The sequence below is a fragment of the Paenibacillus alba genome (assembly GCF_013204855.1).
Classification (GTDB): domain Bacteria; phylum Bacillota; class Bacilli; order Paenibacillales; family NBRC-103111; genus Paenibacillus_E; species Paenibacillus_E alba.
Window position 1 is genome coordinate 15,142 of sequence record NZ_JABMKZ010000037.1, and the last position, 25,625, is coordinate 40,766.

15 protein-coding genes and 2 riboswitches are annotated in these 25,625 nt (G+C 46.2%); of the genes, 3 read left to right on the plus strand and 12 right to left on the minus strand.

Annotated elements, in window-relative coordinates:
• Nucleotides 1-71: 71 nt before the first annotated feature.
• From nadA to HQN90_RS30435, 9 genes are all read right to left on the minus strand, one after another.
• The gene (gene nadA / locus HQN90_RS30395) at nucleotides 72-1,010 is read right to left on the minus strand and encodes a quinolinate synthase NadA (protein WP_173226179.1); all 939 of its coding nucleotides are present in this window, start codon (nucleotides 1,008-1,010) and stop codon (nucleotides 72-74) included.
• Between the two features lie 202 nt (nucleotides 1,011-1,212).
• Nucleotides 1,213-3,171: an ATP-dependent zinc metalloprotease FtsH gene (ftsH, locus tag HQN90_RS30400; protein ID WP_173226181.1), complete on the minus strand. Its 1,959-nt coding sequence runs from the start codon at nucleotides 3,169-3,171 to the stop codon at nucleotides 1,213-1,215.
• Nucleotides 3,172-3,268: 97 nt separating this feature from the next.
• On the minus strand, nucleotides 3,269-3,808 hold the full coding sequence (gene hpt / locus HQN90_RS30405; RefSeq protein ID WP_173226183.1) for a hypoxanthine phosphoribosyltransferase: 540 nt from the start codon (nucleotides 3,806-3,808) through the stop codon (nucleotides 3,269-3,271).
• 70 nt (nucleotides 3,809-3,878) lie between these two features.
• On the minus strand, nucleotides 3,879-5,294 hold the full coding sequence (gene tilS / locus HQN90_RS30410) for a tRNA lysidine(34) synthetase TilS (RefSeq protein ID WP_173226185.1): 1,416 nt from the start codon (nucleotides 5,292-5,294) through the stop codon (nucleotides 3,879-3,881).
• 40 nt (nucleotides 5,295-5,334) lie between these two features.
• On the minus strand, nucleotides 5,335-6,240 hold the full coding sequence (locus tag HQN90_RS30415; protein ID WP_079417099.1) for a protein kinase domain-containing protein: 906 nt from the start codon (nucleotides 6,238-6,240) through the stop codon (nucleotides 5,335-5,337).
• The gene (locus tag HQN90_RS30420) at nucleotides 6,224-6,943 is read right to left on the minus strand and encodes a vWA domain-containing protein (protein WP_173226245.1); all 720 of its coding nucleotides are present in this window, start codon (nucleotides 6,941-6,943) and stop codon (nucleotides 6,224-6,226) included. The genes HQN90_RS30415 and HQN90_RS30420 overlap by 17 nt, the downstream gene beginning before the upstream one ends.
• 165 nt (nucleotides 6,944-7,108) lie before the next feature.
• Nucleotides 7,109-10,513 carry a collagen binding domain-containing protein gene (locus tag HQN90_RS30425; protein ID WP_275942634.1) on the minus strand — a complete coding sequence of 1,135 codons (3,405 nt, stop codon included), beginning with the start codon at nucleotides 10,511-10,513 and terminating at the stop codon, nucleotides 7,109-7,111.
• A 196-nt stretch (nucleotides 10,514-10,709) separates the two neighbouring features.
• Entirely contained in the window at nucleotides 10,710-11,516 is an 807-nt protein-coding gene (locus HQN90_RS39750) for a transglutaminase domain-containing protein (protein WP_173226187.1), read from the minus strand.
• A gap of 12 nt (nucleotides 11,517-11,528) precedes the next feature.
• Nucleotides 11,529-11,616, minus strand: a riboswitch (cyclic di-GMP riboswitch).
• Between the two features lie 72 nt (nucleotides 11,617-11,688).
• Complete coding sequence (locus HQN90_RS30435) at nucleotides 11,689-12,378, minus strand: class D sortase (protein ID WP_338042409.1); 690 nt, start codon at nucleotides 12,376-12,378, stop codon at nucleotides 11,689-11,691.
• Between the two features lie 497 nt (nucleotides 12,379-12,875).
• Between HQN90_RS30435 and HQN90_RS30440 the strand changes: the two genes are divergently transcribed.
• Nucleotides 12,876-18,263, plus strand: a complete 5,388-nt coding sequence (locus HQN90_RS30440) for an SdrD B-like domain-containing protein (protein ID WP_173226189.1) — start codon at nucleotides 12,876-12,878, stop codon at nucleotides 18,261-18,263.
• A gap of 83 nt (nucleotides 18,264-18,346) precedes the next feature.
• Entirely contained in the window at nucleotides 18,347-19,168 is an 822-nt protein-coding gene (gene srtB / locus HQN90_RS30445; RefSeq protein WP_173226191.1) for a class B sortase, read from the plus strand.
• Nucleotides 19,169-19,178: 10 nt separating this feature from the next.
• Here the strand turns inward: srtB and HQN90_RS30450 are convergent, their stop codons facing one another.
• Both HQN90_RS30450 and HQN90_RS30455 read right to left on the minus strand, forming a co-directional pair.
• On the minus strand, nucleotides 19,179-20,006 hold the full coding sequence (locus tag HQN90_RS30450; RefSeq protein ID WP_173226193.1) for a transglutaminase domain-containing protein: 828 nt from the start codon (nucleotides 20,004-20,006) through the stop codon (nucleotides 19,179-19,181).
• Between the two features lie 53 nt (nucleotides 20,007-20,059).
• Nucleotides 20,060-20,143: riboswitch (cyclic di-GMP riboswitch) on the minus strand.
• Between the two features lie 84 nt (nucleotides 20,144-20,227).
• Entirely contained in the window at nucleotides 20,228-21,361 is a 1,134-nt protein-coding gene (locus tag HQN90_RS30455; protein WP_173226195.1) for a response regulator, read from the minus strand.
• Between the two features lie 323 nt (nucleotides 21,362-21,684).
• Between HQN90_RS30455 and HQN90_RS30460 the strand changes: the two genes are divergently transcribed.
• The gene (locus HQN90_RS30460; protein WP_173226197.1) at nucleotides 21,685-22,644 is read left to right on the plus strand and encodes a CPBP family intramembrane glutamic endopeptidase; all 960 of its coding nucleotides are present in this window, start codon (nucleotides 21,685-21,687) and stop codon (nucleotides 22,642-22,644) included.
• Between the two features lie 369 nt (nucleotides 22,645-23,013).
• On the opposite strand, the gene spoIIE is transcribed toward HQN90_RS30460, so the two are convergent.
• Complete coding sequence (gene spoIIE, locus HQN90_RS30465; RefSeq protein ID WP_173226199.1) at nucleotides 23,014-25,506, minus strand: stage II sporulation protein E; 2,493 nt, start codon at nucleotides 25,504-25,506, stop codon at nucleotides 23,014-23,016.
• Between the last annotated feature and the right edge of the window lie 119 nt (nucleotides 25,507-25,625).

Here is a 25,625-nt window from a genome sequence, read left to right on the forward strand (position 1 = left end):
TATCAGAAAAAGACCGTGTCCTTGGTCAAAGGCGGTCTTTTCTATGTGGTCATTCAGATCTTGATTGAATATTACTTCACCTGCAGCATACGCTCAAGGGACAATCTTGCTTTATCAGCCACATCTTCCGGCACATAAATCTCTGGTTGCATCGTTTCAAGGCACTTTACAATTTTCTTCAAATTGTTGACTTTCATATTCGGGCAAACCAAGTATTTGGTTGCAAAATGGAATTGTTTATCGGGGCTATCCAGACGCAGCTGATAACCTGTTCCGTCTTCCGTCCCTACGATGAACTCCTTGCAATCCGATTCTTTGCAATATTTGATAATCGCTGTCGTACTGCCTACAAAATCGCCCAATTTCACAACCTCAGGGCGACACTCCGGGTGAACGACGAATTGAGCGTTCGGATATTGCGCTCTCATTTCCTCAACATCTTTGACAGTCAGCATATCATGGGTGTTGCAATAGCCTTCCCAGATGATCACTTTTTTGCTTGTGAATTTTGATACATAGTCGCCCAAATTTTTATCCGGTACCCAGATGATTTCATCCGAATCGACGGAATTGATAACATTGATAGCATTAGCTGATGTGCAGCAAATATCAGTTTCGGATTTAACATCGGCAGATGTATTAATGTAAGCAACTACTTTGGCTTTGGGATGCTGACGTTTGAGAGCACGCAATCCTTCCACATTCACCATGTCGGCCATTGGGCAGCCTGCACGTTCATCCGGAATAATAACCGTCTTATTGGGAGCTAATATCTTAGCGCTTTCTCCCATAAAGTGTACACCACAGAAAACAATAACATCTGCATCTGTCTGCGCCGCCTTCTGTGCTAACAGAAAGGAATCCCCCCGGAAATCGGCAACTTCTTGTACTTCGTCACGTTGATAATAATGAGCAAGAATAATAGCATTGCGTTCTTTCTTCAGCTGCAGCAACCGTTCTTTGAGTTCGCGATTCTGCTCCGCCTTGCGTTCTAAAGCTAAAGCTTCCATGGATGCTTCCTCCCCTATCTGGGACGTAAGTTTGCCTTACAAACCTATCTAAAAGTAGTATGATCTAATCGGTATGAAATTAGAGATTTACAACTAATTTACACATTCCGGCATCCCCTGTCAATGCGCAAAAACGCCTAAATAACCAGAAAATCCGGGTACACCTGACGTGTACACCGGATTTACGAGTTGGTATAGCTTGTTACTCTTCGGATTGATCCGGATTCGGATCTTTCTCTTTATCTTTCTCGAACTCAAGCTTATTGCTGTCACTGGATTGGCTTTGGCCTTGAATGTTCACTTTGACTTCCTCGTCATCCGTGCTGTCATCCAATCTGCCTTTCTCCAAAAGCGCAATGATTTCATCTTTGTCCAATGTTTCTTTCTCAAGCAACGTCTTGGCTACGAGATGAATTTGATCCGCATGCTCTGTGAGCATCGCACGAGCACGATCATAACAAGTGCGAATAAAGCTTTGCATCTCTTGGTCGATCTCATAAGCAATCGCATCACTATAGTTCTGCTCGTGGCCGATATCGCGTCCTAAGAACACTTGGCCTTGAGAGCTGCCGAACTGCATCGGTCCAAGCTTGTCGCTCATTCCGTATTCCATAATCATGCGACGAACGATACCGGTTGCTTTCTGGAAGTCACTATAAGCCCCAGTGCCGATTTCACCGATAAATAATTCTTCGGAAACACGGCCGCCCAGGAGTCCAGTCACTTTATCCAGCAATTCGTTCTTCGTCTGCATCATGCGATCTTCGCCTTCTTTGGGCAGCATCATCACATAACCGCCAGCGCGTCCGCGCGGTACGATTGTGACTTTGTGCACCATATCCGCATTCTCGGCATGGTACCCGATGATTGCGTGTCCGGCTTCATGATAAGCCACGATACGTTTCTCTGTTTCGCTGATAATCCGACTCTTCTTCTGTGTACCTACAATGATACGGTCAAAAGCTTCCTCGACTTCAGCCATGGAAATATCTTTGCGATTGCGACGGGCAGCGATTAGAGCTGCTTCGTTCAATAAGTTCTCTAGGTCAGCACCTGTGAATCCAGTTGTGTAGCGTGATAAGGAATCCAGCTTCACATCTTTGGCAAGTGGTTTGTTGCGAGCATGTACTTTCAGAACGGCTTCGCGGCCTTTGATATCCGGACGATCGACCGTAATTTGACGGTCAAAACGACCTGGACGGAGCAATGCCGGATCCAAAATGTCCGGACGGTTCGTTGCTGCAACGATGATGATACCTTCGTTTGCACCAAATCCATCCATCTCTACAAGCAATTGATTGAGCGTTTGTTCGCGCTCATCGTGCCCGCCGCCGAGGCCTGCGCCACGTTGACGACCAACCGCATCAATCTCATCAATAAAGATGATACAAGGCGAGTTCTTCTTCGCGTTCTCGAACAAGTCACGAACACGGGATGCGCCGACACCGACGAACATCTCTACGAAGTCAGAACCGGAGATACTGAAGAACGGTACTCCCGCTTCACCTGCAACAGCTCTGGCGAGCAACGTTTTACCAGTTCCCGGAGGACCATTGAGCAGAACCCCTTTTGGAATTCTGGCACCGACAGCTGCGAATTTCCGCGGATCTTTCAGGAATTCAACAACCTCGATTAATTCTTGCTTCTCTTCATCTGCACCTGCCACATCCTCAAATGTGACACGCTTCTTCTCTTCATTATATAAGCGGGCACGGCTTTTGCCGAAGTTCATTACTTTCCCGCCGCCACCTTGAGCCTGATTCAACAGGAAGAAAAACAAGATGAAGATAATGACGAATGGAATAATGGAAGTTAGAAAACTAATCCAAACACTATCCCTCTCCATAGTCTCGTACGATTCTTGCGGGACGCCATTGGCTTCGATCAACTGAACGACCAAAGGCTCATACGGGGCATGGGTTTCAAAGCTCTTCTTGTCAGCACCACTTGGCGGGTTAATGTACTTACCTTTAATCAAATATGTGTATCCATCGAACTTCAATGTCACGGATTCCACATTTTTGTTAACAACCGCTTGGCGGAATTTATCGTAAGTAATTAACTCCTTTTGTTCGTTTTGGGTACTGATGAAATGGACGATACCAACTGTTACCAAAAATATAAGTAAATAAAAACCGGTATTCCGGATAATTCGATTCATCCCTAGCCTCCTCTCGAACGGCACACTTTTATTATTTTACCACATCCCAGTAAAGCACTACAACATGACAGCGTTGACGGGCCTGCGGGAGATGACTTTAGCTAGTGTAGATCTCTGGTTTCAATATGCCGATAAATGGAAGGTTGCGATATTTCTCTGCATAATCCAGACCATATCCGACAACAAACTCGTCTGGAAGCTCATATCCTGCATAGTCAGGCTCGAGTTCCACGGTTCTGCGTGCCGGTTTATTAAACAGCGCAACGACCGAGACCGTCTTGGCATTGCGGCGTTCTAGCACATCAATCAGATAAGTCAACGTTAAACCACTATCGATAATGTCCTCCACGATCAGGATATGACGTCCTTCTACAGGTACGTCGAGATCTTTAATAATCTTGACCACACCGGAGGATTTCGTGGATTGACCATAGCTTGATACCGCCATGAAATCAATTTCCAACGGTACTCTAATTTGCTTAACCAGGTCAGCCATAAAAATGAAAGCTCCCTTAAGCACGCAAATGACCAATGGGTTTTTGCCTTCGTAATCGCTTGAAAGTTGATCCCCTAGTTCTTTGATCTTGTTCTGAATTTGTTCTTCGCTGTAAAGAACTTCTTGAATGTCGCTGTACAAGGATGAACCCCCTAGATTATATTATGAATCCTTATAAATTTACATTCTAGAAGAACGAAATTTACACGTGTTACTGCAGCACGAGCTTCATATGAAGCACACGTTCTGTATCCGGTCCAACCAAAGCATGCTTGGACCTACGAAAGCCAGCAATCCAGAGGATTTGCCCGGAAGCATCGACCAGTAACGGAATGACATCGCGCCGACTTAACGGCATCTTGGCATCAATGAACATATCTTTTACCTTTTTGGACCCGTTTAAACCATGTGGTTCCAATCGATCTCCTGATCTGCGGCTCCTTAACACGAGCGGCAAGCGGAGTTGATCCAGATCCAAACTTACATCCGTTGCTGATGAGAAATGAATAGCGGTCTCTGGGGAACCTACCTGCATCCATGAGAAGTGGAGCTTGGCTTCAGCTTCCGGCAGGTACAGCTCGCTTGTCGCGGGTCCGATCTCATACGAATAAGATTTCGGAACGGGAGCAGCGGTCTGAAATTGAATGGCTTCATATTCTCTCACTATATAAAGCTCTTCATCCACCTGTAGGATTTGATTTGAAACCTGATGCTGCACAATCAACTCGCGAATACGTTCAATTCGACCATAATCCAGACGATCCATTCCCAAACAAAGACAGTTTAATATTAATTTAATCAAACGCCTTTGTAAAGCAAGGTGCAGTTCGGTGAAATCACTTCGCTCTAGGCGGCAACAGCCTGGCCTTAAAGTCGTTATTCGGCGAAAAACCAACTCGGCTTCTCTGCCTAAATAATCATCCTCAGCCTGCATCAAGTCCGCTAGTCGATTCAGTGATTCCGAAAATTGTTCATTATACGTCTTCAGCATCGGCATGACATCCAGCCGAATTTGATTGCGAAAATACTTCCGCAGCAGATTGCTGCTATCCATACAATAAAGCATTTCATGCTGAGCACAATAATTCACAATATCTGTTTTGTATATACGTAGAAAAGGACGAATCAGTTCCACTTTTTTTTCGAGCCTGCGTTCCGGCATGCCGATCAGCCCCGAAGGACCCGTGCCGCGGAGTATTCGCATCATCATCGTTTCGGCTTGATCATCCGCATGATGGGCCAAGGCGATGCGCTTCGCACCATATTTGGCCGCCACCTGATGGAGATATTCATACCTCTTCTCACGTGCCGCGGCTTGCCCGTTCAGCGATGTTTCTTCTATATATGCCGGAACGTTAATAACGCCGATTTCACACGGAACCCCCATCGAAGCAGCCAGCTCCTCTACAAACAAAGCTTCTGCATCGGATTCCTCGCCTCGGAATTGATGATTGACATGCGCGGCAATCAGCTTCCAGCCATGCCGCTCGCTTAACACAAAAAGGACATGAAGCAGAGCTACAGAGTCAGGCCCGCCTGAAACTGCAACAACAACCACATCTCCTGAAGCTATAAGTTTGTGTTCTGTAATGCGTTGTTCCACCTGAACAGCTAATTCCGTTTCCATAAGTATCCCTTCTCTTCATGCACTTGCTTCCTGATACACACTACCAATAAATATAAACGGTTGCTCCAAAAATAAAAATAGAAGCAGCGAAGCATATTTTCAGCCATGGCATTTTGAGCGTCGATTGTGCAATTTTTTTCGTGGATACGAGTGTTCTCCAGTATTGATAAGCTTCTCGTGAGGTACGAAATTCCCCATTCAAGGCTTTATGAAGAAAAGGCCCAATATGAGCAGCCACCGCATTCTCACGAATAACGGCTGTTAGTTCTTCCAGATCTCGGTTTTGAGGCAAGGTTTTCGTTAAGCCTGTGAAGCGTTTCCGCTGATCCAGCGATTTTAATAGCAATATAGCAAATGAGAATAAATCGTAGCTTTCCTCTGCGACGCGTTCGCCGCGATTCCAGAAGCCGCGATCATATACCTCGGTCAACTGCTTGATCGCTCTGCCCTTGGATGTCACACCGCCAAAATCGATAAGGTCCACATCTCCATATTTAGAAACAATCATATTCTCAATCTTCAGATCCCCGAAGACGTAACCACTCTGATGAACTTCCGTCAGCTTCCGGAGCAAATTCGAACCTATGACATAGATCCAATCCTGCCCGCGCTTATGTATAAAATCAGAAATCGTCATTCCTTCAATATATCTCATGACGTAGAAGGAAATCTCTTTTCCGCCTACTGTCATATCATCCGCATCTATCAAAAAATTCTTGAACGAGGTCTCTGTCAGCGAGATGGCAAGCAATGAGTTAATCTCCGATTGATGATCAACCGTCTCATGACCTGCTTTCAACGCAAATCTGGCTGTTCCTCTTCGTACGAGAGCCACAATCCCATTAGAACCAGCACCTAATAAACGTTCGACCACATACACCCGGCCGTTCCATTTCCCTTGGATTTCTGATCCTGGACGGAAGGCGTCTTCATACCACGTAGTCACTCAGCATCCCATCCTCGGTCTTTGGTGAGAAAGGCTTTTCCGTCACATACTGCAGCGTTTGCAGCAGCGCGGGACCTGTTGGAGTCGTACCCTTCATGTTTATTTTATAGAACATCTTGTCCAAATTTGCAAGTTGATTCGTCCAGCCGAGGTCCATTTCCAGCTCCTGATCACTAGTTTTGGTAGATGGAAAATGAAAAACAGCCAGTTCACTCTTCCCTGTACGGGCTCTAAGACTCAGCAAAAGATCACGAATGGCTTCGCGAACTGCCGCAAGTTTAGGTTTCATGCTGGCACTGGCATCGATTAGAAGAGCTACGCGAAGAGACGAGGTTTCACTCATCGTATCAATGACCTGAACGACCTGGGACCGCTTGTCAGGCGGCAGCTGCTCCAATTGATTCGAGCCAAGTATGCTTTGCAATTCTTTGCCTACGGCATGCTGAATCGTTGTTGTGACCGTTTTGCGCGTCATCATCTGCACCGTTTGTGAAAGCTGGCCCGAATCTACGATTCGACTCATCCCGCCGCCAGCAGCGGAAATCTCACGAATTTCTTCAGAACCCAGCAAACCTAACTCCCCATGATCGATTAACCCAATAACATTCACCGTAACGCCTTCTGCTTGTGCTTGTGCAGCTGCTATGACCGGACTCACCCCTACATTGGAACATCCGTCTGTAATTAAAAGAATCTGCTTCATCATGATATTTGCCTCCCTGGCTGATAGGATTATCGCTCTAGTAGTTTTTCTCCTAGTTTTTCCATTTTTGAGAGAGTCTAATCATGGCCCGAGCAAAGGAAATGAAAAGACAGCCAGCCGATGGTCCAGGCAGACTGTCTTGAGATTGAGATTTTGAGTCGGAGACTACCGTGTGAATCTTCTTCTTAGGATAAGACCCAACAGGACCAAGGTGATACCTGCGATTTCTACATACAAGTGGCTAGACTCTCCGGTTACCGGCAAGGTTTCTGGCTTCGTTATAGGCGGGATTCCCCCTAACGGAACGTTATTATCACTATCGATAGGAATGTCCGGCTCCGTCGATTTGGGATCCGTAGAAGGAGTAGGAACCGTTGGCGGTGATGGCATTGGCGTTACAGTAGGCGCTGGCGTTATCGACGGTGATGGCGTATTGCCCGGTACTGGGCTTGGCGTTGGGCTTGGGCTTGGTGTCGAACTTGACGTTGGTCCTTCTGGTGTTGGCGTTGATGTTGGCCCATCTGGTGTTGGTGTTGGTGTTGGCGTCGGGCTTGATGATGGTCCCTCTGGCGTTGGTGTTGGTGTTGGTGTTGGTGTTGGTGTTGGGGTCGGGGTAGGCGTTCCCGGATCAGGCACCTTAGTATTTATGACATTTAAATTCAAAACATCCCCTGAATGGAGCGTTATCGGGTTCTCTTCTCTGTTTAATACATAACCAGAAGGCGCTGTTTTCTCAACTACAACATAATCGCCTGCAAGCAGTTCCTTAAAGATAACAGATCCTGTTTCATCCGTCGTTAATGTGTTAATCAGCGTCCTTGTCGTACCTGACTTCCGATACAGTTCAAAGGTTGCTCCACTGAGCAATAAGGTGTTATTGGCTGAATCCATTTTCTTAACGGTCAATGATCCTCGGACCCCGCCCCCCGTACCAGACCCTCCAGAAACACCTACTACAATATCCTTCGTTGTTTCCTTAACTACTGAGGTTACATTGCTGCCGCTGAGACTAACTTTATTGGAAACCGTTTCGTGATCATTAGCCGTAATTAAGGACTGATACTCCAAAATATACGGACTCGATATCTGATTAACGAAGCTCAGTTCAAAGGTTTGCTTGCCATCATTGCTCGTTTTAATGACCAAATTGTAATCCGTGCCCTTCGTTAATTCCGATCCTTTGGTCACATTGCCATTGATAGCTACAATCGCAGCAAATAAATGGAAGGAATTTGGCAGCAATTGCTGATTGCTTGTAGGCGTATCGACGATTTTGGCATCGGTCAACGTGGATTGGCCGCGATTAATAGGAATGGTCCAGTTTATTTTATCCCCGCTTTGTTCACCGCTTTTACTGACGTATTCTCCGCCCATTGGGATGTTAAGGGTGGCAGTTAAATTATTAGTAATAGGATTTTCTCCGTCAAACACTCTAGCCGTGTTGGCAACCGTGCTGTTAATAAGCTGGCCTTTCAGACTCGTCTTGAAGACAAGGTAATAAGCTCCTGGGAGGGAGGGATCGAATTTAACTACTAATTTGTTTTGACTATCAACCGTGTATGTGTATTTCGACTTGTCGACTAGCTCCCCTTGGGATGCGTTGCCGTCAACAGGGATGATCATGTTATAGACGGCAAGCGAACCATCGACCAGCTTCTGATTAGACTCCAACGTATCCTGAACGGTAGCCTTTTCAGTAGCCTTGCTGTTGTAATTGACCCCTACTGTCCAAGTGATCTCTTTGGAAGCCGCATTGTAGGCGCCATATTTAAACCCGTTATTCTTCACTTCATCTCTAGGGATAAATGTTGCTGTTGTCGTTTTGGTCTGCGAAACCTCCGTTTTGTCTAGCCAATCAATTTTAGCTGAATTTATGAAGTTTGTAGTTCCCTGAGGATTAATCCAATCTATATTAAAATCTGTTTTGTAATTAATCGATAAAGGCTCTGTGAGCGGGTTGGTGAGTTTGACGAGGAATCCGTCACTCGGATCGATCGAACTATCCAGAACATAATCGGCCGACGTTAAGGTCACTGTCCCTTTTTTGATGACGAGCGAGCTTGGTATGAAACGCATGCCTTTATTCGGAAATGTATCTCTGACAACCACGCTGTTCATCAACTGACTATCCCGGTTAATGACCAAACTCCAAGCTTCCGTTCTAGCCTTGTAATCCGCCGGTCCAGGGTACTTGAGAATAATCCCCTGCTCAACAGCGCGTGAAGCTGAACCACTGGATCCACTACCTGACTCAACGGTATTCTTAATGATCGCGTTATCCAGAACACGATTGTTTGCTTTAGTTTGGTACGTAATTTTATAGGCTGAGGAGATTTGGTTATTAAATTGCAGTTTAAATCCTTTCCGGCCAGTAGCTGCCTCCGACGTTACCGTGTACTCAGAAGCTGGCAGTTCACTGCCCAGTGTTTCGGTTCCATTCGAACTCAGTGTAACCGGATAGACATGAAGAGAGCCCGCGATTAAATCTTGCGTATCATTGAATAGGTCCTTTAGGAAGGCAATGGGTTGGGCAATGGTCTTCTCTTTATAATTATATTTAATGGACCAGCTAATAATTTGCGTAATAGGACTATAGCCTACTTCCGCTTTTTCCAAATCATTGCCTTGCTGCACCTGAACCGTCGCAGAAGCGGAAACAGCGCCTTTATTGCTTCCTCCGAACGTTGCCGTATTCACGAAAGACACTTTGGTGGAATCCGTTATTGGCGTCGTATATTGAATGCGATAAGCCTTAGTAAGGGGACTATCCGCGAACCGAATAGCCAGATTTGCTCCCGTTATATTGACTGTATATTGGCTGGCATCCACCAATGCTCCCTGCACCACAGTTCCATCTAGATGAACCCCTAGTTCATAAACTGCTACCGTAACAGGAACAGCTAGACCTGCCGGGATAGGATCCGTTACCACTGCATTCTGAACAGAATCCAGCGCCTTATTCACATCAACAGTCCAATTAATATCCTTGGAATTGAACCCCGCAGATACTCCTTTTTTATCAATTGTCGAGGTGACCGTCGGTCGAAAATGAAGAGTAAAAACCTGCTCTCCCGTATTAATCGGTATGGTAATTTTGACAATCGTGCTTTCGGTTATTTGGCTTTTATCTATTTGCGTTTTGAAGGTGAGCGTACCATGTACATTATCATGGCTTTCTATGTAGTTGTTAAAGGTGATCAGCACTTGATGACTAGTCCGGTCAACATGGAACGTTCCTAACTGATCCTGTCCCATCACCAAGCCACCGTTGATATCATTAAAAAGCAAAAATTGCTGCGGCAGCGTAAAGGTAAACGTATCGCCGCCATGATACCCGTGACCATTCGGCAGAGACCACGTATAGTCCAGCTGCACCGTGGAGTTTGGCTCGTAAACACCGCCCGTCACGACCTGTCCTGCACTGTCGTATACAGCCATGGTCACACTGTCTAGAATGTTGTTTGAAATTGTGTTCGCACTGGCCGTCGTCACAAAGCCAATCCCGTAAATACTCTGCATAAGAATTAATAATGTGATCAGCAGCGTACTCATTTTTTTCTTCAACATCATTATTCAAACCTCCATTCACGAATTAATTCTTGTAGAGATTATCTGTTTATATCTCATGCAATTGATACAAGTTGTATCATTAATAATAGTATATGATACAACTTGTATTGTAAATCATTGGAATTCACATTTCTTCATCTAGAGTGGCAAACAAAAAAACCTGCACTCAATTATGAGTACAGGTTACTTCCCTATCTTAATATATTCTGGCTGCTTTATAATTAGCACTGTTTTTTTCTAACTCTACGGCTTCGCCAGCTTGTACATGCACAGCATCATACGTGGTATCCACTGTCACCCATTCATTACGTTCCTTCAAGAAAACTTGATTCCACGCATGATAGGTTTCAGGAGCATGTATCTCATATCCCATAACAAGACGGGTTGGAATTCCTTCACTTCTTGCCATTGCTGCAAAAGTAGAAGCATAGTCGTAGCAAATTCCTTCGGACGCCTCGTAAACCATATCCAAATCAGGTATATAACTATCCGCAACGGTTTGGGCCTTCTCATAATCGTACTTAAAATGGGTCGTGATATAGCCGTGAATGGCCTTTATTTTATCCATATCCGTTTCTTTACTGTCTGCTAATTCCTTAGCCTTAACGACGGCCTTGGACTCCATAGTCCAATCAATCAGTGGAATGGCCTGCAGAAAGACAGCATTCTCGTCTTCCATCTTCAAATCTATTTGTTCTTGCGCAACTACTTTATATTTATTCGTCCCTATAGACTCGCCAATCACCACGCTATATGCGCCATTGCCCAGCTGCAAAGGGTACTGATCTCCCTCTGCGAAGGTGTAATCATATTTGACATTCCCACTCATGATTCGGACGAGAACTTTGGTATTCTTCGCTCTTTCATAGTTAACCGAGATAATCCCCTTATTCAGAGCAACTTTGTCAATAATGGGCGAGGCGGAAGCTGCCAATATCCCTTGAGGGGCAAGACTGCCTAGTATCGCTGCAAGAATCGCTAGTCTGACTGGTTTCGTAAACACAAGAAATCTCCCTTCGGTAACTGGCTGCCAACTTAGTTCTACTAAGGAAGGCCCTTTAGCTTTGCGTCTCTAGTTTTCGCTAGATTTGCCTTTATCGGAGAAAAGCACCGAATCCCTATACAGCAATCTTAACATAGGCTTGTATCTCTGAATAGACAAAATATTACATATTTTATTTCTCTGGCTGCACTAAGATTCCCTTAATCGCAATACGGTGAGTCGGATTTTCCATAGGATGGCAAGTAATTAGCGTAATCTCCCGATCTTTGCCGTTGCCTTTGAGCACCCAGACGTCTTCCGGGAGGACGTACTGCTTATCAACCACTTTATAGACATACTTTTTATTCCCGGTATCTACTTCGACTAAATCACCTTCGGTGACTTCATCTAATCGATTGAAGTTTTTCCCGTAGGTCAGATTTCGATGGCCCGCAATCGCATAATTGCCAATGGCCCCTGCTTTTCCGGTATTGGCGATACTGGCAACGGAGACTTTTAAATTATTCACTGTAGCATCCGTTAGAATAGGCAGCTTGAGGTCTATTTTATCGATAATGAGAACACCTTCCATGTTCTTGGGCAAAGCTGCAGGCTTCGGCGTTGCCGCGACGGCCACAGGAGCCTGCTGGCTGCTTGTCGGCGCAACCTCAACCGCTGGTTCAGGGGAAGCCACGACCGGCGCATCCTCCGGCAGTGATTCCTCGGGCTCAACAACAGCCTGATCCATCATCTGCAGATTATCCTCCCATTGCTTCAAAATCTTCTGCTGCTGAAAGCTCTCATACCGATCGTTAGCCATCGGATAGAGAAAAATGATAATCCCAAGAACGATACATAACAGTGACAGCTTTTTTCTAATCACCAGAGGTACCTGCCTTTCTCATGGATCTCATACGTAAGTATACATTCCCAAAAAATCCCACTATTAATGTGCCTTATTTCTATTCTATATCGTTGAAGGAATCCCTGCCCCAAGGCCTGTGAAAGCTGTCCCGGTCGACGCAGTCAGAGCAAAGAGAATCTTGTCGAAATAGGTAAAAATTGTTCAGAATTTGTTCAGTCTTCTTTGATGTAATAAAAAGAATTCTTTTTTTGGCATAATTTGTTGAATGGAAGGTCCAGAAGCTTTATTCCGAAGGAGGTGACGATGAATCGGGCAATCTCCACGACTACATAGGCACCGCTTACTTGATGGATAAGATTGTTCATCTTCAGACATAGATTAACGCAAATACAACTGTACTTTATGTTATGCCAAGAAGAATGAAGGTTTAGAGTCGTTCGAGAGACATGCAGTTGGAATATTTTACAACAAAATACATTGCCAGCTCATGTCATCTGATTTTGGGGGAGCAATGTATGGAACATTTATTGGGTTTGAAAAGAAGCAGGACTCTCTTCCTATTTCCTAAAAGAGTGCTTTTCCTGCTTATGGCCTTATCGCTGGCTATATTGCCGTATTACAACTTTGTTGCGTCTGCCGCTGTTTCTTTGACTCTGGAGAAATCCGTAGATAAAACAACCGCAGCGCCAGGAGAAACGATTACGTATACGATCAAGTATGCGAATCCAGGCACAATTGGCAATACCGACAACATGGTTATTACGGATAATTTGCCGAACACACTCGATTTCATCGATGCCGATACGACAGCAGATGTCGATCATGTGGACTCAAGCACGCCAGGTGTTGTCAAGTATGTCATGAAAACGCCTCTGGCCAATGGTCAAACTGGCATCTTGAAATTAAGAGCCAAGTTCAAGCCAGGCACAACGCAACCAGGTGACATCGCCAAAAATACGGCAATCGCTACGGCAGACGGCGCCACTTCTCCGCTTGCTTCCGCGCCTGTTGTAACAGCCGTCGTGAATGCCACCGATTGGTCGATTTCCAAAACAAAAATCGTCCCAACGGTAGATCCTGTTTTGAACAGTAATGTTACTTATCAGATTAAGCTAAAAGGGAACAGCTCAGGCGGTTCCAACATCCAGAACGTAAGCATCTTTGATACTTTGCCTCCCGGTGCAACAGTTGTTTCCGCTGACGGCGGTGATTACACATCGGTTCCCGGCTCCGTTTACTGGAACCTCCCTACTTTAGCTACGGGACAGGAACGTGTTTATAATGTGGTCCTGAACTTCCCATCTCCTACCTTTAGTGTAGGGCAAACCGTTACGAATTCCGTGTATGCCAAAGGCAAGAGTCTGGGCGGTGCGAATTTAACGACAAATACGGCAGTTGCGACCCATTTACTTGCTAGCCCATTGCCAGGAACAAGCGGCATCAATAAGGATTCCCGACAAGCCAATGATAAGTACGCCATCGGCCAAACTGTTGATTATAAAATTAACAGCTTCGGAAATACCGGCAACGTGCCCTTGGATAAATTTATTGTCGAAGATGCCATACCAAGCGATATTCGCTTGACCCAAGTATCCACGGGTTCTTACGCGAACAATTCAGGTGTTGTTGCTAATGTGTATTATCAAAAAGACAATAACCCTACTTGGATTCCATGGACAAACGGTGCGGATCTCGATACGAGCAGCAGTCATGTATTAAATGTTTCTGACTTGGCCATCGGCGGCTCCTTCGTTTCTAAGGTTGCTTGGAACTTCAGCACCGTACCTAGCGGGTTCCGCATTGCTTCCGATATTCACGTTAAAGGAACACTGCTTAATACAGCTGCTGAAGGTAACACTATTACCAATAGCGCTACGCTTAAATCCGAATATGCCTCTGTGGCATTACCCATTAAAACGGATTCCGTAGATATCAAGGTAGCAGCATCTCTCCCTTGGCTTGTTGCGAGCAAATCCGTCAATAATGGTTCTGTCAAAATTGACGACACCGTTACCTATAAGCTGCGGATTAAGAATCATGACTATGCTACCGGAGATCTGACTATGCCGGCTGTAGTGGATCTGTTTCCTAAGGAATTAGAGAACTTTTCCTACACAGCATATAAGACTCTCTCTGGCATAACGACGTCGATTCCAGGTGCTGCGATTACTTTTAACCAACGTACAGCAACAGTAGACTCCGTCAACTATAATGTGTATCAATGGGATTTCCCAGGTATTACACTACAACCCGGAGAATACATTGATGTTAATGTAAGTGGAAAAGTCAAAGCAAATACAACAAACGGCTATTTTAAAAATACGATGTACGCTGCAGCTTCAGGTGCGCTCGATGATAGAAGCTCAACAGTCAACGATACGAATAACTGGGACAATAACCCAGCTACGTCCAAGCTGGCTACCGCTTCCATCGACGTGTATGTCAAATTCAAAGGCTCTCTGGAATCCATTAAATGGGTTAAGGGCGAATTGGACTCAGCCTTCAGCAAAGAGCCTGCTTACGGTAAGACCTTGCCGGGCGGGAAAGCCATGTATCAACTCCGGGTTAGCAACAAAGATTCTAACGGCCCTATCTCCAATGTCGTTATTATCGATAAGCTGCCTCGTATTGGCGATACAGGCGTAGTTGATAGCAACGGTCGTGATACCAAGTGGAGACCGTATTTGGTGAATAATGTCACCGGTGCAAACGGCGGCGATTTTAAGATCGTGAAATCGGATAATAACGAATCTCGTTCTGTAACAGGTGTTCAGATCTTCTATTCAACTAGTCTCACTCCAAATATGTCAGATATTTCACAACCGCTTCCTCCACATAACGATACTGGTTGGAGTTTAACGCCTCCAGATGACATTACAACGGTTACCGCACTCAAGTTTGTCTTGGGCAGTAGCGTTATCCTGTCTCCAGGAGAATCCATCGTATTGGAATGGGATATGCGGGCGCCAGTAAGTGCTCCAACCAACAAGGTTGCATGGAATTCCTTTGGTTACGGCGCTACTTACCCTGATGTGAATGGTCCAGAAGCCTTCTTGCCTTCCGAGCCCAACAAGGTAGGATTTGAAGTTGAATCTTATCCTGCTAACACGGCCAGTCTGGGAGACTTCATTTGGAAAGATATCAATGCAGACGGCATTCAAGATTCAGGAGAAACAGGTATTAATGGGATCCTCGTTAATCTTTACAGCAATTCCGATTTAACCAACCGGATCTCCTATACCAGAACCGGTGATGAACACGGAACTGGCAAACCCGGTTACTATGAATTTCCAAATCTAGCTTCAGGTGACTATACCGTAGAATTCATCATGCCAGCCAACTACTACCTCTCGCCTAATGATCAAGGGAGTGGACCCAATGCGGATGAATTAGATAGCGATTTTACTCTCTACGACAGCACCAATAGAACTTATCGGGCCAGTACCCATCTTTCTGCTAATGAACATAATATGACCATTGATGCAGGTATCTTCACTAGAGGTGCTATTGGCGATTTTGTATGGAACGATATCAATATGAATGGCGTACAAGATGCCGGAGAGCCAGGAATTGGCGGAGTTGTCGTCAACTTGTACAAAAATAACGTTCCTGAAACAACGTTTAAGAAAACAACTACGACTGACGTCAACGGCCGATACAGTTTCCCTGATCTAGATCCGTATACCTATATCGTGGAATTCATCCGACCAACCGGCTATAAAGCAACCCTTCAAAACAAGCCCGGCGATGATACCAAAGATTCGGATGCTGACGAAGTGACAGGGAAAAGCCATGTCATTAACTTAACCTCCGGACAGACGGATAACACGATTGATGCTGGCTTTTATCTTGCCGAGCTTGGCAACCTAGTTTGGCATGATCGTAATGGAAACGGGATTCAGGATGCAGGAGAACCTGGCATATCCGGAGCGACCGTGAAACTCTACAACGCGTCCAACCTAGCTGCTGCGCTTTATACAACTACGACGAATGGAAACGGTATTTATAACTTTTCCAACCTTCTTCCAGGCAGCTATGTGGTTAAATTTAGTCGCCCTGCCGGCTACGACTTCTTTTCACCAGCCAACATCGGCTTGGATGATGAGAAAGACAGCGATGCGATCTATGGGGCTCGCACCGATGCAGATGCCAGCACGAGTGTGATTACATTAAATGAAGGCGGACGCGATTACAGCTACGATGCAGGTGTTTACAAGCCAGCTAGTCTTGGCGATTATGTTTTCTTGGATGCCAACAAAAATGGCATTCAAGATGCAGGAGATTCCCCATTCGGAGGCGTTGTCGTCAATCTCTATCTAGCGTCTGATCCAACAACGGTGATTAAGACAACAACTACCGATGTCGCGGGCTTGTATAAATTCACCAACCTAGACCCAGGCAGCTATATTGTTGAATTTAAAAAGCCTCTAGGCTATGACTTCACCCTCAAAGCTCAAGGCGGAAATGACCTTGTAGACTCTGATGCAGATCCGACTACAGGAAGAACAGTGCCCGTCACCTTATTATCAGGCGATAATAACTTGTCGGTGGATGCCGGATTGTTCCTTCTAACAAACGGCTCTATCGGGGACATCGTTTGGCATGATCTGAATGCCAATGGCATTCAAGATGCCGGAGAACTTGGCATTCCCGGAGTTGTCGTTGAACTGTACGACGCAAGCACGAATACTAAGCTAAGCTCCACGACGACTGATGGAGGAGGACACTATTTATTCACCAATCTCCCTCTGAACGCAAGCTACAAAGTGAAATTCCTTAAACCTAGTGGCTTTAAGGATAGTCCAGCCAATGCAGGAAGCGACGATACGAAGGATTCAGACAGAGATCCTGTCACCGAATTCAGCCATGAGATCTCGATCCTTGCAACCGTAAATGACCTTACTATTGATGCTGGATTCTACAAGCTTGCTAAACTGGGCGATAAAGTATTTATGGATGCCAACCGAAACGGCATTCAGGATGCTGGTGAAGAAGCCGTGCCTAACGCGATAGTCACCCTTTATCATTCAAATGCACCTACTGTGGTGGTGGCAACTACGAAGACTGATGTGAATGGCAACTACTTGTTCGAAGATCTGGAACCCGGTTCTTATGAAGTCGCCTTCACGCCTATCTCCGGTTTTGCTTTTACTTCCAATAACATAGGTCCAGATAGAGCGGTTGACTCCGATCCTAACATCTCAGGCCGTGTATACAACATTGTATTGGTGTCGGGAGAAGACAATAGAACGATAGACGCTGGCATCTATCCTTACAGCAGTGATGGTGGTGGCGGCAGTGGCGGTGGTGGTGGCGGTACAGCTCCTACGCCAAGTCCTACGCCAAGTCCTACGCCTGGTCCAACAGCAACACCTGGACCCACACCAACTCCAGCAGCGCCTACGCCTACGCCGACACCGTCGCCAGGTGTGCCAACACCTTCACCGACGCCAGCACCGCCTGCGCCTACGCCTGCTCCAACGCCAGGACCAACAACGGTTCCTGTGCAGCCAGCTGTTACAGACGAAAATACACCTGTAACTGGTAAAATACCAAACGCAGGTGAAAACAATCCTAGACCGGTAACCGTGGAAGAACAACCTAAGAACGGAACCGTGGAATTAACGGATGACGGCAATTGGATCTATACGCCCAAAGAAGGATTTAATGGCGATGATTCCTTTACAGTCGGAGTCACCAATGATAATGGTGATATTGATTATCAGAAGATTAATGTGAATGTGCTTCCGAAGGGCAGCAAGAAAGGCACTACGAAAACCTCACTCGTTCCAAAAACTGGCCAAGCGGCCCATAGTACCTACTATCTGACAGGACTAGCTATGGTTCTTGCCGGATTGAGCGCTCTTGGAGCCGTACGCTGGCAGCAGCGCAGAAACAAATAAAGGCAGACAGGGGTGGCTTTAAGCCGCCCCTGCTTCTTTTCCACCAAACCGCTGTTGTACTATAGCTATAGAAAGGGGAAGAAATGATTCCTAGGTCTTCATCTACCAAGCCTGTAAGATATCGACTGCTGTATGGGGCAGCCTCGTTATTAATCGTAGGGGGAGCTTCCCTTTTGGCCATAGACCTCTACACGCAGCAGGCCCAAAGCAAGCAAGCCGAGCAGTTAAAGCAACAATTTGCAAGCATCCACACCACCCAGACAACATACCAGGCTCTACCTATTGTGGATTCCAATCCCGGGCAAGGAGCAATCACAGGTGAAACAAGCCCTGCCTCAACGCCTCCAAGTATCAATTGGAACAGCTTGCTTGCCATTAACAAAGAAATCGTCGGCTGGCTGCATATTGACGGCACTAGCGTCGATTATCCAGTCGTCCAGCATAAAGATAATGAGTACTATTTACATAAGGATGCAGCAGGCCACGAATCCATTTACGGCAGCATATTTATGGACTATCGGGTTGATCTTAGCCAACAACAAAGGAACATCATTATTTATGGGCACAATATGATAGATGGTTCCATGTTTGGCAGCCTTCAGAATTATAAAAATAAAGACTTTTTCTTGGCGAATCGCGATATTCTTCTGGAAACAATCGATCAGAAAACGAGCTGGGAGATCTTCTCCGTTTATACCATTGATGCGAGTAAAGATACCGTGGATATTTCCTATGACAACACTCAGACCTTCACTCAAGCTATCGATCAATATCGCAAGAAGTCCTTTTTCCAAGCCCCTGTCATCCCGCAAAAAGAGGACGAAATTCTCACCCTTGTAACTTGCAGCAACGAAACCGACGATACGCGTTTAGTCCTTCATGCTGTGAAAAAAAAGGAGCCCTAGGGCTCCTTTTTTATTTATAAAGCGTATCAGCGATCGGATAATCGCTTTCCACCCATGTATGACCCAAATCTTTCAATGCTGCGTTGGTTACATTAAAGTACTCTCTAGATTGCACGCCTGGATGATCCGGAGTTGGATCGTCGAAGACTGTATCCAGCATGTACCAGTTATTCTCAATATGAACTTCGTTCCACATGTGGGTTTGTGCCGGATCGCCGTTCAGATAGCCGACCACCAAATGACTTTCAATCCCTGCTTTTGCAAGAAGCTTATACGTGAGGATAGCGTACCCCTGACATACTGCTTTATGATTATACAGTGCTGAGTAGGCCGTATGCCCAATCTCATCTAAATCCTCATACGAGGTCGTTGAAACCACATAGTCATGAATCGCCGATTCCTTTTGGAAATCACTCATGTCCGGCTTCACAATGTCCCCCAGAATTCGATCGACTTCCTTGTCAACGTACGCATCCTGCTCAGCGGTTGTCAAGTATTCCGGCGTTAAGGTAATCGTCAGATTGCCGACGCTTCCCTTCATTTTATAAGACAAACCTTTTAAATCCCAAAACAAATCTTCTCTTACCGTCTCACGGGCATGATCAATAGAATCACGAATTCCTTGTAGATAACTCGCGGAATCTTTCATATCCTTGGATGTATATGTAATCGTAATCGTCGCTGATTTCTTAGCCAATTCTTCTTTAATCGTTTGCTCCAGCTTAGGCCGTGTATTAACCTCCGCTTGCGCACTGCCAGCTTCAGCATGCACACTCGTAGTGAGGACAAACAAACAGATTGCGGACGATACGACTAGCATTTTAAATTTAGTAAACATGACAAAAAACCTCCCTTGTATGAAGCCAAAAGAGGTGGATTGCTCCGCTGCCTCTTGGCGGCCCGACGATCATAGCATAATGCCTTAGACTCGTGGCTTTGCGTCCCTGCCTTTCGACAGGTTTGCCTTTTTCAAAAGTTACTAGAATATGAAAATATCATAACATACGCCAGTTAGGAGTTCAATGTAATTATATGCGTAGATACGGCAGTGATTTTGCTTTATGCCCTCTGTCCAAAAGACTCATTATACCAATTGATAATCGCTTTACTTGGGGGAATATCAAGATCCTCCTGCAGCCGATTTCGGAGCATGGCATACTGCTGTTTCATTTCGGCAAAGTTACCGCGTTTGTGGTAAACCTGCATCAAACCAAAGTAGCCATCTTCCGCCAAAGGAAATTGCTCTTTCATCTGCTGATAAGCTTCTCCCGCTTCCTGCAAAAGCTCTTGCTCCAAGCAAAAATCAGCAAAACGCTGCAGATACGTCCATCTAAGGAGCCGCAAACGCTCCCTTTCACTTTCTGCCCATACATACTGAGATTCTCCAAAATAATCGCCTTTGTACATATCCAGCAGTCTTTTATGAGCACCTAGCTCAGCCACAGACAGCTCAGGAGACTTCAGCAATCCCGCTTCCCAGACCTCCACATCCACACGCATCTGATCTAGCTGCAAACGATAGCCTTCGTGCTCATAAACGACCTGAACAGCCAACTCCTGCTCCTTCAGCATTTTCCGTATTTGATATATGGTCGTATGCAGCTGCACACCTGCCCGGGCTGGATCCTGCTCATGCCACAACATGTCCAGCAGCACTTCCTTATGAAGGGCAGGACCATTGCGATGATGAAGCAAAATAGAGAGCAGTTCTTGTGTTTTATTGGTTCTCCAGGAAAAAGACTGCACCCCTGCAGCTCCATGTATCCAGTGAAGGGACTGAAAGCAGCAGAGCATAGTGCCCGTCTCTTGCGCGTCAACATCAGGAGATGCCTCTGCAAGGGCTTTGCGTACCCGATTCAAGGTTTTGCCTAATCGACTTTCCGATATCGGCTTCAATATATAATCCAAAGCATTTAATTCAAAGGCATCCACCGCATATTGGTCAAAAGCCGTAACGAATATGATATTTACATCAGGCTGTACAGTAGACAACCTTGCGGCCAGCTCCATGCCGCCAATTTCCGGCATTTCCAGGTCTAGAAATATCGCATCCAATTTCTGCTCCACAGCAAAGACCAAAGCCTGCCGCGGGTCCATCAAAGAAGCTGCAATTTCGATATCCCCGTGTTTGCTCAGCAGCTTCTCCATGCTCCTCAAAGCTAATGATTCATCATCAACCAAAAGAACTTTCATCTTCGACACCTCTTTGCGGAATACGTCTACTTCCTAGTTAAGCACGATAGTAATTCTAAACGCAACCTATTTGGGTTAAAAATGCCATTAAGAAAAGGGAACTGTCCTCATGCTCATCAAGCTAAGATTTTAAAACACCCCCTAGTGGGACCCCCATTATAAAAAGTTTAGAATTGTTTTAGGGATGGTTTACATCTGTTAATAACAAGTTTAGTTTGTGCAGCTATGATGTTTTTGTGGATGCCGAGACGGAACCGGTAAATACCAGCAAAGTAGAAAATCGCAATTCGAGCGTACGGGAAGGGAGGAACAAGAGCCATTTTATGAAAACTTTTTTGAAGGCTCAAGCATCCATATTTATATGGGCTAAACAAGGTAAGCGATTGACACATCCGGCATTAAGCGTGCTGCTCTCCTTCTTTATCCTCTTAATCAGTATCGTACTCGCTGAGCTGCTGCCTCTAAAGCCTGTTCTTTTGTCGCTTGAACAACTGCTGTCGCATCAGCCTGTTATTTTATCCGCTCTTGCGAAAGTACTGAGCTTATGGCTCTCGTTCGTACCCGTCTACTTTTTACTGTGGGGTTGGCTGGCAGGGTTTGAACGTCGTGCCTTCTGGACAGTCGGTTTCTGGCGTCAGATAAGTCTCACTGGTTACCTATACGGTTTAGGCAGCGGACTCCTTATGATGGGCGCAATGGTCGGACTTGCTGCCATCTTAGACGTTGTACATTTTGTGCCAGTAAACGGTCCTATGGAAGGTTTTCGCGCATTAGGAGGGATCTTGCTCGTTTATTTGGGATGGGCGGTTCAGGCTTCTGCGGAGGAGACCTTATATCGCGGCTTTCTGCTTCAGAACTTAAGCGTTCGCACGAAGCCATGGATCGGGGTGCTGCTTTCTTCGCTGTGTTTTGCATGTGCTCATTCTCTGAACAATGGCTTCTCTCCTCTTGTCCTGTGCAATCTATTTCTATTTGGATTGTTTCTTGCGCTTTATCGCATCGCCGATGGCTCGCTCTGGGGAGTATGCGCTTGGCATACGGTATGGAACTGGGCATTAGCTAACCTCTTCGGTGCTGATGCCGGGGGAAGTGCGCAAGAGGGAGGGCGTCTGTTCCCTATCTCTCTGACTGGGCCTGATTGGCTGACGGGAGGCGCTTTTGGCCTTGAAGGAAGTCTAGCTGCTACTGCCGTATTCTTGGCCGGAATTATTGTCGCAGCATTGATACTCTATCGAAAACATCAGGATTGCGCAATAACGACTCGGCAGGTAACCGGCGACTAGTTATCGCATTGAAAAGTTCCGTCGAAGCTCCTATCCTCCTGCTTCCACAGGGGGGGATTTCTATTTCAGCCCCGCCAGGAGCTCATCTACAAGTAGAAAAAAGCTGTCCATACATAAACCTGCGATAATACATCTTTTTGAGCCTGATTTAGCTGAAAATCAATGAATTCCTGCAATTATGCATGTTTTTACGGCCTATTTCTGATTTCAGGATGGAAAAGCTTGAAAAGCCTGCATAATCGCAGGCTTTCCGCTCTCCCTCCTATTTTGTTGAAAAAAGCCTGCACTTTCGCAGGTTTCCGACTCTGTGAGCCCACCAGCTTCAATAACTAATCATGGCTTATGAGAAAGCAGCTTTTATTTCATCAGCTAACTGACCGTCTTGGGACGCTCCATGCGTGTGATGCCCGGCCAGCGGAACGTAGCCCATTCCGGCTGCCTTTTCTCGATGCGGGCCACAACAACCGTCATATCGTCTTGAATCTCGCCGTGATGGTGGCGGAAAATCCGCTCCAGCAAGCAGTCTGCAAAATCCTGCGGCAGGGTCGTATCAATTTCCTGAATCATCCGCTTCATCCACATCTCCTTATTCACCGCATGCCCTGGTGCATCGTAGATGCCATCGGTCATCATGACGAGGATATCGCCCGATTGAAGCGGAATCGAAACGAGGTCAACCTCGATTTCGCTCAGGATGCCCACCGGCAAATTATTTGCCGAAATGGAAATGACCTCATTCCCGCGCTTGATGAAGCTGGGGATGGAACCAATCTTCATGAACGTGGTATTCGCGTTGTACATATCGATCAAAGCCATATCTACCGTCGCATACATCTCGTCCGAGGAACGCAGCATCAACACCGAGTTCAGCGATTTGATCGCGAGCTTCTCGTCCATACCTGACTGCAGCAGCTGCTGCAGGATACTAAGGGCGGTCTGGCTCTCTGCGCGAGCGCGCTCGCCGTTGCCCATGCCGTCGCTCAGCGCCACGGCATACTTGCCATTGCCCAGCTCCACCGTGGAGAAGCTGTCGCCCGAGAAGAGGTCGCCGCCTTTGGCTGCGCCGGCGACACCGGTCTCGACCTCGTATTCCTTGGCGGAGCCGAAGACGACCGTGCTGTAGCCCTCGCCGCGCGCGTGCATCTCTTCGCGCATCACGGCGACGTTCTCGCCGATGATTTCGCTGAGCAGCGGCGCAATGATTTTCCGGCATTCATCGAAGCCTTTCGTATATTGATGAATGATCTCGATTTCGATATTTCCTTCATCCAAGGAAATAATGTCAATGGTATGAATCGATAAGCCAAGCTCCTCCAGCGCATTGCGAATTTGTTCTTCCTGCAGGAAGAGCTCCTGACCTTCCCGCTTAATTTCTTTTGCCAGGTCCTCCATAACCTGAGAGACGCCGGAAAGCTGGTCTGCGACGAGATGGCGGCTGTCCATAATTTGTTTTTTCCAATGCAAATCATTCTTGTACAAGCTGTACTGCTGCTTCATCACATCCAGCACCTGCTCCGTCCGTATACAAACCTTCTTCCATTCGGCCGGTATTTGCTTCTTCGTCATATTCTCCTTTGTCTCAATATTAGTCATCATATCGGTCATATAGGTGTAAGTTTGATAAAATTTCTGATCCCAGCATTGGCTTTTCTTCCAACAGGAATCACAGGCCTTCTGTGCAACAGCATTCATGAAATGCCCAACTTCCTCCTCTTTGCGGCTTACGGCATCATCCGTTGTTAACTGTTTGAAGCTGCGCGACAACTGACGGAATACCTCCGAGAATTGCTCCACACGGCCCGCTGTCACGTCACGCACCCTTTTGGCATAATCCTGCTGCGATTTCAGATTTTCCTGCGTGCCTGGCACATATTTGGCAAGAGTCAGAACAAGACTGCGCGGGGTCAGAAGGAAGAGTGCTACAGCGGCCAGCGACTCCCACATGGAGTTAAGCACATCCACCCCCGTCCCCATATAGAACGAGAGAATCGCTGATCCCAGCAGCATGCCGAAAGCAACTGCCAAGCGGTTCCCCTCCTTGAGAAGGCCGGCCAGCATGCCGGAGAAGGCCAATAAACTCATTTGATAGATCGCATTGCTATTGGCAAGACTTAGAATCAAGCCTGTAATGACGCCGACCGAAGCCCCGAAAGGAGCACCGCCGACCAAGGCAAATAATAGAATCAAGTAACGGGATAACACATGCTCCACTGTGACAGGGCCGATACTCCAGCTTACTGTCCCTGTCATGACCGACGCCAAAAGGATAATTAAACAAATAATTTCTTCGTGTTTCAAATGATAGTTTTTACGGGTAAGTGTGAAGACAGGTATGGCCTGTATAAAAATCAAGGTCAGCACCAGACTCAGCAGTGCCTCTACGGTGATCATCATTAGGGTGTACCAGCTTAAATTGGAGACTACGAGCTCTGCAAAAAGCTGTACCAGGAACGTGGAGCTGAATACGAGAAGCGGAGCCAACGAAAGATCCGAACGCTCGAATTTATCCAGCGCTTTTTGGATGAGTAAGAAAACGATAATTTCGGTAACGAGATAACCTGTATTCGAATGGAGCGATAATAAACTACCGGCGAAAGCGGCAACCCCGACCCAGTGTAAAATATCTCTCCTCGTAAAATAAATGACCGCGATAAAAGCTAGCGCGAACGGGGACAGCTGTTCCAAAATCATGGCACGTCCGAGCAGGAAGGCCATAACGACCAGCAGCATTGACCATTTCTTAGCTACAAATGCTTGCACAAATCGGTTTTCCACGGCTGCGCTTTGAGCGCCTGTCTTGGCTTTCTGCCAAAATCCTGTCCACCCGCCACCAATCACTGTACCTATGCTTCTTCTTTGCATGTTTGCGAACACCATCCATTCCATCCTTATTTGTTTCTCTAGTATAGAGACAATCTAGCAGAAAGTTTGTCAGAATGAGTTGATAGTTTCAAAGAAATTTCCGACAAGCCACGCCAGCT

What these genes read in the sequence shown, in the direction of transcription:
- HQN90_RS30455 (WP_173226195.1), bottom strand. Translation starts at nt 21,361, where the DNA reads ATGAAAGTTCTTTTGGTTGATGATGAATCATTAGCTTTGAGGAGCATG.
- HQN90_RS30460 (WP_173226197.1), top strand. Translation starts at nt 21,685, where the DNA reads ATGAAAACTTTTTTGAAGGCTCAAGCATCCATATTTATATGGGCTAAA.
- nadA (WP_173226179.1), bottom strand. Translation starts at nt 1,010, where the DNA reads ATGGAAGCTTTAGCTTTAGAACGCAAGGCGGAGCAGAATCGCGAACTC.
- HQN90_RS30420 (WP_173226245.1), bottom strand. Translation starts at nt 6,943, where the DNA reads ATGAAGCAGATTCTTTTAATTACAGACGGATGTTCCAATGTAGGGGTG.
- HQN90_RS30425 (WP_275942634.1), bottom strand. Translation starts at nt 10,513, where the DNA reads ATGATGTTGAAGAAAAAAATGAGTACGCTGCTGATCACATTATTAATT.
- HQN90_RS30450 (WP_173226193.1), bottom strand. Translation starts at nt 20,006, where the DNA reads ATGTTTACTAAATTTAAAATGCTAGTCGTATCGTCCGCAATCTGTTTG.
- HQN90_RS30440 (WP_173226189.1), top strand. Translation starts at nt 12,876, where the DNA reads ATGGAACATTTATTGGGTTTGAAAAGAAGCAGGACTCTCTTCCTATTT.
- srtB (WP_173226191.1), top strand. Translation starts at nt 18,347, where the DNA reads ATGATTCCTAGGTCTTCATCTACCAAGCCTGTAAGATATCGACTGCTG.
- spoIIE (WP_173226199.1), bottom strand. Translation starts at nt 25,506, where the DNA reads ATGCAAAGAAGAAGCATAGGTACAGTGATTGGTGGCGGGTGGACAGGA.
- tilS (WP_173226185.1), bottom strand. Translation starts at nt 5,294, where the DNA reads ATGGAAACGGAATTAGCTGTTCAGGTGGAACAACGCATTACAGAACAC.
- ftsH (WP_173226181.1), bottom strand. Translation starts at nt 3,171, where the DNA reads ATGAATCGAATTATCCGGAATACCGGTTTTTATTTACTTATATTTTTG.